Annotated in this window: 7 protein-coding genes and 1 pseudogene; 6 read left to right on the top strand and 2 right to left on the bottom strand. The window is 73.2% G+C overall.

Annotation, left to right across the window (positions count from 1 at the left end; translation table 11 throughout):
• The 6 genes and pseudogenes from ACRDP3_RS15070 to der form a co-directional block, all read left to right on the top strand.
• Positions 1-144 (top strand): annotated as a pseudogene (locus tag ACRDP3_RS15070) (pseudouridine synthase); the annotation flags it as partial.
• A 124-nt stretch (positions 145-268) separates the two neighbouring features.
• On the top strand, positions 269-631 hold the full coding sequence (gene aroH / locus ACRDP3_RS15065; RefSeq protein ID WP_431517445.1) for a chorismate mutase: 363 nt from the start codon (positions 269-271) through the stop codon (positions 629-631).
• Positions 631-1,719, top strand: a complete 1,089-nt coding sequence (locus ACRDP3_RS15060) for a prephenate dehydrogenase (protein ID WP_431517444.1) — start codon at positions 631-633, stop codon at positions 1,717-1,719. Before aroH ends, ACRDP3_RS15060 begins: the two co-directional genes overlap by 1 nt.
• Positions 1,720-1,839: 120 nt before the next feature.
• Positions 1,840-2,580, top strand: a complete 741-nt coding sequence (gene cmk, locus ACRDP3_RS15055; RefSeq protein ID WP_431517443.1) for a (d)CMP kinase — start codon at positions 1,840-1,842, stop codon at positions 2,578-2,580.
• A gap of 65 nt (positions 2,581-2,645) precedes the next feature.
• Entirely contained in the window at positions 2,646-3,233 is a 588-nt protein-coding gene (locus ACRDP3_RS15050) for a lysophospholipid acyltransferase family protein (protein WP_431517447.1), read from the top strand.
• An 89-nt stretch (positions 3,234-3,322) separates the two neighbouring features.
• The gene (gene der, locus ACRDP3_RS15045) at positions 3,323-4,804 is read left to right on the top strand and encodes a ribosome biogenesis GTPase Der (RefSeq protein WP_431517442.1); all 1,482 of its coding nucleotides are present in this window, start codon (positions 3,323-3,325) and stop codon (positions 4,802-4,804) included.
• Positions 4,805-4,816: 12 nt separating this feature from the next.
• On the opposite strand, the gene ACRDP3_RS15040 is transcribed toward der, so the two are convergent.
• Both ACRDP3_RS15040 and ACRDP3_RS15035 read right to left on the bottom strand, forming a co-directional pair.
• Entirely contained in the window at positions 4,817-5,104 is a 288-nt protein-coding gene (locus tag ACRDP3_RS15040; RefSeq protein ID WP_431517441.1) for a hypothetical protein, read from the bottom strand.
• Between the two features lie 172 nt (positions 5,105-5,276).
• Entirely contained in the window at positions 5,277-6,104 is an 828-nt protein-coding gene (locus ACRDP3_RS15035; RefSeq protein WP_431517446.1) for a hypothetical protein, read from the bottom strand.
• Between the last annotated feature and the right edge of the window lie 110 nt (positions 6,105-6,214).

The following is a 6,214-nucleotide window of genomic DNA, read 5'->3' as shown; positions in this document are numbered from 1 at the left end:
ATGCTCTCGGAGGCGGGATTCCCGGTCGACAAGCTGGTCCGCACCCGGTTCGGTCCGATCGCCCTGGGCGACCAGAAGTCGGGCTGGCTGCGCCGGATGACGAACACGGAGGTCGGCATGCTGATGGACGAGGTCGGCCTGTAGCCGCCCGGGCCCGGTCCGCAGGGCCCGCCCCGTCTCAGTGGGCGGGCGGGCCGGGCGGCCGGCCGGGGGCGGATCTACCCTGGAGCGGGCAGTCGGCACAGCGCACAGGGAGCGGAGCGGGCACGTGACGGTACGAGCGGTACGGGGCGCCGTCCAGCTGGAGCGGGACGAGCCCGGGCACCTGCACGAACAGGTCTCGGAGCTGATGACGACCGTGCTGGAGCGCAACGGCCTGACCGCCGACGACCTGATCAGCGTCTGGTTCACCGCCACCCCCGACCTCCACAGCGACTTCCCCGCCGCCGCTGTCCGCAAGATCGGCATCGTGGACGTTCCGCTGATCTGTGCCCAGGAACTCGACATCGAGGGCGCCATGCCGCGCGTGGTGCGGGTGCTGGCGCACATCGAGTCGGACCTGCCCAAGGCCGAGATCAACCATGTGTATCTCGGCGCCGCCGCCGCACTACGCAAGGACATCGCCCAGTAATGCGTACCGCCCTGGTCGTCGGCACGGGTCTCATCGGCACCTCCGCGGCGCTCGCGCTCGCCGGGCGCGGTGTGCGGGTGCATCTGCTCGACCGCGACGCCGAGCGCGCCCGTACCGCCGCCGCGCTCGGCGCCGGTACGGACCGCGAGCCGGAGGAGCCCGTCGACCTCGCGATCGTGGCCGTGCCGCCCGCGCACGTGGCGCCCGTCCTGGCCGACGCACAGCGCCGCGGGCTGGCGCGCGGCTACCTCGACGTGGCCAGCGTCAAGGGCGGCCCCCGCCGCGAGCTGCGGGACCTGGGCGGCGACCCCGTCAGCTACCTGGGCAGCCATCCGATGTCCGGCCGCGAGCAGACCGGGCCGCTCGCCGCCACCGCCGACCTCTTCGAGGGGCGGCCCTGGGTGCTGACACCGACCACCGAGACGGACACCGAGGTGCTCAACCTCGCACTGGAACTGATCGCGCTGTGCGGTGCGGTCCCCGTCGTCATGGACGCCGACGCGCACGACCGCGCCGTCGCGCTCGTCTCGCACACCCCGCAGCTGCTCTCCAGCATGATCGCGGCCCGGCTGGAGTCGGCCGACGAAACGGCCGTACGCCTGTGCGGCCAGGGCATCCGCGACGTCACCCGGATCGCCGCCTCCGACCCCGCGATGTGGGTCGAGATCCTTTCCGCCAACCCGGGGCCGGTCGCCGACATCCTCGCGGAGGTGGCGGGCGACCTGGACGAGGCGGTACGGGCGCTGCGCGCGCTCGACTCGGCGGACGAGGACAAGCGGGGCGGCGGGGTCGCGGGCATCGAGAGCGTGCTGCGCCGCGGCAACTCCGGCCGGGCCCGGGTGCCCGGCAAGCACGGCCAGGCACCCGCGGCGTACCAGACCGTGGCGGTGCTGATCAGCGACCGGCCGGGCGAACTGGCGCGGATCTTCGCGGACGCCGGCGCCGTCGGCGTCAACATCGAGGACGTCCGGATCGAGCACGCGACGGGCCAGCAGGCGGGTCACGTACAGCTCATGGTCGACCCGGGCGCGGTCGCGGTGCTGGAAGGGGCGCTGCGCGACCGGGGCTGGTCGATCCGCCAGCAGTAGCCCGGGCCCCGCAGCGGGCCACCGGCAGCGGGGAGTGCTCCCGGCAGCCGGTAGCCTGGTGCCTGGGGCCCGTTCGGCCCACACCAGCCCAGCCCGTGTTCGAGAAAGGTCTCCCACAGCGTGTCTGCAGTGATTGTCGCCATCGACGGCCCCTCCGGCACGGGCAAGTCCAGCACCTCCAAGGCCGTCGCCGCGGCGCTGGGCCTCAGCTATCTGGACACCGGCGCGCAGTACCGGGCGATCACCTGGTGGATGCTCAGCAACGACGTCCCGATCGGTGACCCGGAGGCCGTGGCGGCCGCCGCCGTCCGTCCCGAGATCGTCTCCGGCACCGACCCGGGCGCCCCCACCATCGCCGTCGACGGCGTGGACGCCTCCGGCCCCATCCGTACCCAGGAGGTCACCGCCGCGGTCAGCGCGGTCAGCGCCGTGGCCGAGGTGCGGGCCCGCATCACCGAGCTGCAGCGCTCCATCGCGGCCGGAGCGGTCGGCGGCATCGTCGTCGAGGGCCGGGACATCGGCACCACCGTGCTCCCCGACGCCGACCTCAAGGTCTTCCTCACCGCCTCTCCCGAGGCCCGCGCCGCCCGCCGCAGCGGAGAGCTGAAGGGCAAGGCGGCCACCGACCTGAGCGCCACCCGGGAGGCGCTGATCAAGCGGGACCACGCCGACTCCAGCCGCAAGACGTCCCCGCTGATGAAGGCGGACGACGCGGTGGAGGTCGACACCACCCAGCTCACGCTGGACCAGGTCGTCGAATGCGTGGTCACCCTGATCGAGAAGGCAGCCGCGGAGAAGGACGGCGGGTCCGGCCGGGCGGAGCGGTCCGCGGCCGCGAAGGCGGGGCAGATCTCCAAGTGACCGGAACCGGCTCCGGGCCCGGTCCGCGGGGGGCCGCGACCGGGCGGCGGATCGGCCTGGGGCTGATGTACGGCCTGTGGCGGCCCCGCGTCCTCGGCGCCTGGCGGGTGCCGGCGAGCGGGCCCGCGATCCTCGCGGTCAACCACTCCCACCTCATCGACGGCCCGATGCTGATGGGCACCGCACCGCGGCCGGTGCACTTCCTGATCAAACAGGAGGCGTTCATCGGCCCGCTCGACCCCTTCCTGCGGGGCATCGGGCAGCTGAAGATCGACCGCACCACCGCCGACCGTGCCGCGATAGGCAACGCGCTGGGCGTGCTGGAGCGGGGCGGGGTGCTGGGGATCTTCCCCGAGGGCACCCGGGGCCAGGGCGACTTCGCCGCCCTCCGCTCCGGGCTCGCCTACTTCGCCGTACGCTCGGGGGCGCCCATCGTCCCGGTGGCGGTGCTCGGCAGCACGGACCGGCCCGGCCGGCTGATACGGGCGCTGCCGCCCCTGCGCAGCCGGATCGACGTGGTCTTCGGAGACCCCTTCGAGGCCGGTGACGGCAGCGGGATGCGTACGCGGGCGGCGCTGGACGCGGCGACCGTACGCATCCAGCGGCGGCTGACGGACCACCTGGCCGACGCGCGGCGGCGCACCGCACGCTGACAACACCGGCGCGTGGACGGCGCCTTGCCGCGCGGAGACCTCCCCGCGGCAGCGGATCAACTGACCAGGAACGACGAGGACGAGACGGCATGAGCGACCAGAACCAGTCCGGCGGCGGGCCCGCACCCGAGCACGAGCACGGTGAGCTCGGCGACGCCGAGTTCGCGGAGTTCATGGAGCTCGCCGCGGAAGAGGGCTTCGACGCCGACGATGTGGAGGGCGCACTGGAGGAGGCCGGTCACGGCCCGCTCCCGGTGCTCGCCGTCATCGGCCGCCCCAATGTCGGCAAGTCGACGCTCGTGAACCGGATCCTCGGCCGCCGTGAGGCCGTCGTGGAGGACCGCCCGGGCGTGACCCGGGACCGGGTCAGCTACGAGGCCGAGTGGGCGGGCCGCCGCTTCAAGGTCGTCGACACCGGCGGCTGGGAGCAGGACGTACTCGGTATGGAGGCATCGGTCGCCGCCCAGGCCGAGTTCGCGGTCGAGGCCGCGGACGCCGTCGTCTTCGTCGTGGACGCACAGGTCGGCGCGACGGACACCGACGAGGCCGTGGTGCGGCTGCTGCGCAAGGCCGGAAAGCCCGTGGTGCTCTGCGCCAACAAGGTGGACGGCCCCACGGGCGAGGCGGACGCCGCGTACCTGTGGGGTCTGGGGCTCGGCGAGCCGCACCCCGTCTCCGCCCTGCACGGGCGGGGTACGGGCGACCTGCTCGACGTGGTGCTGGACGCGCTGCCCGAGGCGCCCGAGCAGACCTTCGGCGCGGGCGCGCCCGGCGGCCCGCGGCGGGTGGCGCTCATCGGCCGTCCCAACGTCGGAAAGTCCTCGCTGCTCAACAAGGTCGCCAAGGAGGACCGCGTCGTCGTCGACGCGACCGCGGGCACCACCCGCGACCCCGTCGACGAGCTGATCCAACTGGCCGGGAAGACCTGGATGTTCGTCGACACGGCCGGCATCCGCCGCCGCGTGCACCTCCAGGAGGGCGCCGACTACTACGCCTCGCTGCGCACCGCCGCCGCACTGGAGAAGGCGGAGGTCGCCGTCGTACTGATCGACGTCACGGAGTCGATCAGCGTGCAGGATCTGCGCATCATCACCATGGCGGTGGAAGCCGGGCGCGCGCTCGTCCTCGCGTACAACAAGTGGGACAGCATGGACGAGGAGCGCCGCTTCTACCTGGAACGGGAGATCGAGCGGGATCTGGTCCAGGTGCGCTGGGCGCCGCGGGTCAACATCTCGGCCCGCACCGGACGGCACATGGAGAAGCTGGTGCCCGCCATCGAGACGGCTCTGGAGGGCTGGGAGACGCGGGTGCCGACCGGCAAGCTCAACTCCTTCCTGGGCGAGATCGTCGCCTCCCATCCGCACCCGGTACGCGGCGGCAAGCAGCCCCGCATCCTCTTCGGTACGCAGGCGGGCACCAGGCCACCGCGGTTCGTCCTGTTCGCCTCCGGCTTCCTGGAGGCGGGCTACCGCCGCTTCGTCGAGCGGCGGCTGCGCGAGGAGTTCGGCTTCGAGGGGACGCCCATCCATCTGTCGGTGCGCGTACGGGAGAAGCGGGGCCGGAAGAAGTGAAGTAGCGCGCCCTCAGAGTCCGTAGGCGTGTCCGTCGCGCGGCGCGGGCGGCAGTGCGGCGGGAAGCTGTCCGGTCCGCAGCGGCAGCACGTCGTGGCGCCAGCTGTCGCTGTGCCAGCCGCCGCTGCCCCAGTGGCCGGTGCCCGTGCCGTGCACCGTGCCGAAGTCGAACCGCAGTTCCTCCTCGCCCGAGCGGTCGCCCGGCAGCGTACGGAAGAGTCTGCCGTACTCCGCGTACAGCGAGTCGTAGATGGGGGTGCCGGAGCCGCGGCCGGAGGACACCTCGTGAGTGGGGCGCATGCTGGGGATCTGACCCTGGCTGAGGTACGGAAGGGGGGCGCGGGAAGGTTCGTATGGCTGCACGACTGGCCAACGACCGCGCCGCCCGGCGGATGCGGGGCGGCGCGGCGAATGACCTGTTCGCGGGGGTGGGTCGGGGGCGTACGTGCGAACGGGGCCGTCAGGGGAGGCGTCAGGTGCCGGCGAGCGGCATCGCCGCGGCGACCAGCACCCCTTCGGCAGCGGCCTTGTCCAGAGCGTCGCGCATCAGGTCCTCGCGGGGCTGCTGGCCGATGGAGCCCGCGGGCGCGGCGTAGACGAGCACCTGGTTGTTCTGGTTCGCGGAGGTGCGCCAGCCGTCGGTGACCGGCAGCGACTGGTGCGCCTGCCACCAGGCGATGGGCTGTGCGGTGCCCGCGGCGGGCGGCTGCAGGATGGCGTGCAGCTGGCCCATCGCGACGAGCACGGACCAGCCCGGTACGGTCGCGGGCGGCTGCGTGATGCCGGTCACCGGCAGGAAACCCTGCTCGATGAGGAGGGGGAGGAAGTCGTCACCCGGTCCGTCCGAACCGGGGCGGGCGATGGGCGCCGTCGGTTCGACGACGACCGCGGCGTGCAGCGCGTCCCCGATCAGGACCTGACCGCAGGTGACACCGAGAACGGCGCGGCCCCGGTCCGGCCGTGGCTCTTCCACGGGAGCCGCCGCACCGGTGGCCGCATCGGCCGTGAGGCCGGCCGAGGTGCCGCTCGGGTCGTCGGCGGTGATGGTGCGCACCGCACCCTGCACCTGCTCCTCCGAGACCCGCACGACCTGGGAGGGGATGCACGCGGCGTGCGCGAAGGCGAGCACCGCGGTCTCCTCACCGACGAACAGGACGGTGCTGGTGCGCACTTGCCCGGGATCGCCCGGGGAGCGGCACGAAGTGCAGTCGTAGTTGCCCGGGGCGTTCTCGCCGGCGAGCAGCCGGTTGGCTTCTTCATCGCCGATCTCGGCGCGTACGTCGTCGCTGACATCGAGCATTGGGGGCACGGGGGCTCCTGGCGTTCGGTTCTTGTCCGTATGAACAACGGGCGATCCGTGGTTCCGGTCACGCTCGAGGGCGGGCGGAATCCGGACAGCGGCCCCGTCGG

Origin of the sequence: Streptomyces sp., from assembly GCF_050698815.1 — a bacterium.
In the GTDB taxonomy this organism is placed as follows: domain Bacteria; phylum Actinomycetota; class Actinomycetes; order Streptomycetales; family Streptomycetaceae; genus Streptomyces.
This window is presented reverse-complemented; position numbering and strand designations above follow the sequence as displayed.

Excerpts from the sequence above, each read along its gene's own strand:
- der (WP_431517442.1), top strand. The coding sequence starts at position 3,323 with ATGAGCGACCAGAACCAGTCCGGCGGCGGGCCCGCACCCGAGCACGAG.
- ACRDP3_RS15035 (WP_431517446.1), bottom strand. The coding sequence starts at position 6,104 with ATGCTCGATGTCAGCGACGACGTACGCGCCGAGATCGGCGATGAAGAA.
- ACRDP3_RS15050 (WP_431517447.1), top strand. The coding sequence starts at position 2,646 with ATGTACGGCCTGTGGCGGCCCCGCGTCCTCGGCGCCTGGCGGGTGCCG.
- ACRDP3_RS15040 (WP_431517441.1), bottom strand. The coding sequence starts at position 5,104 with ATGCGCCCCACTCACGAGGTGTCCTCCGGCCGCGGCTCCGGCACCCCC.
- ACRDP3_RS15060 (WP_431517444.1), top strand. The coding sequence starts at position 631 with ATGCGTACCGCCCTGGTCGTCGGCACGGGTCTCATCGGCACCTCCGCG.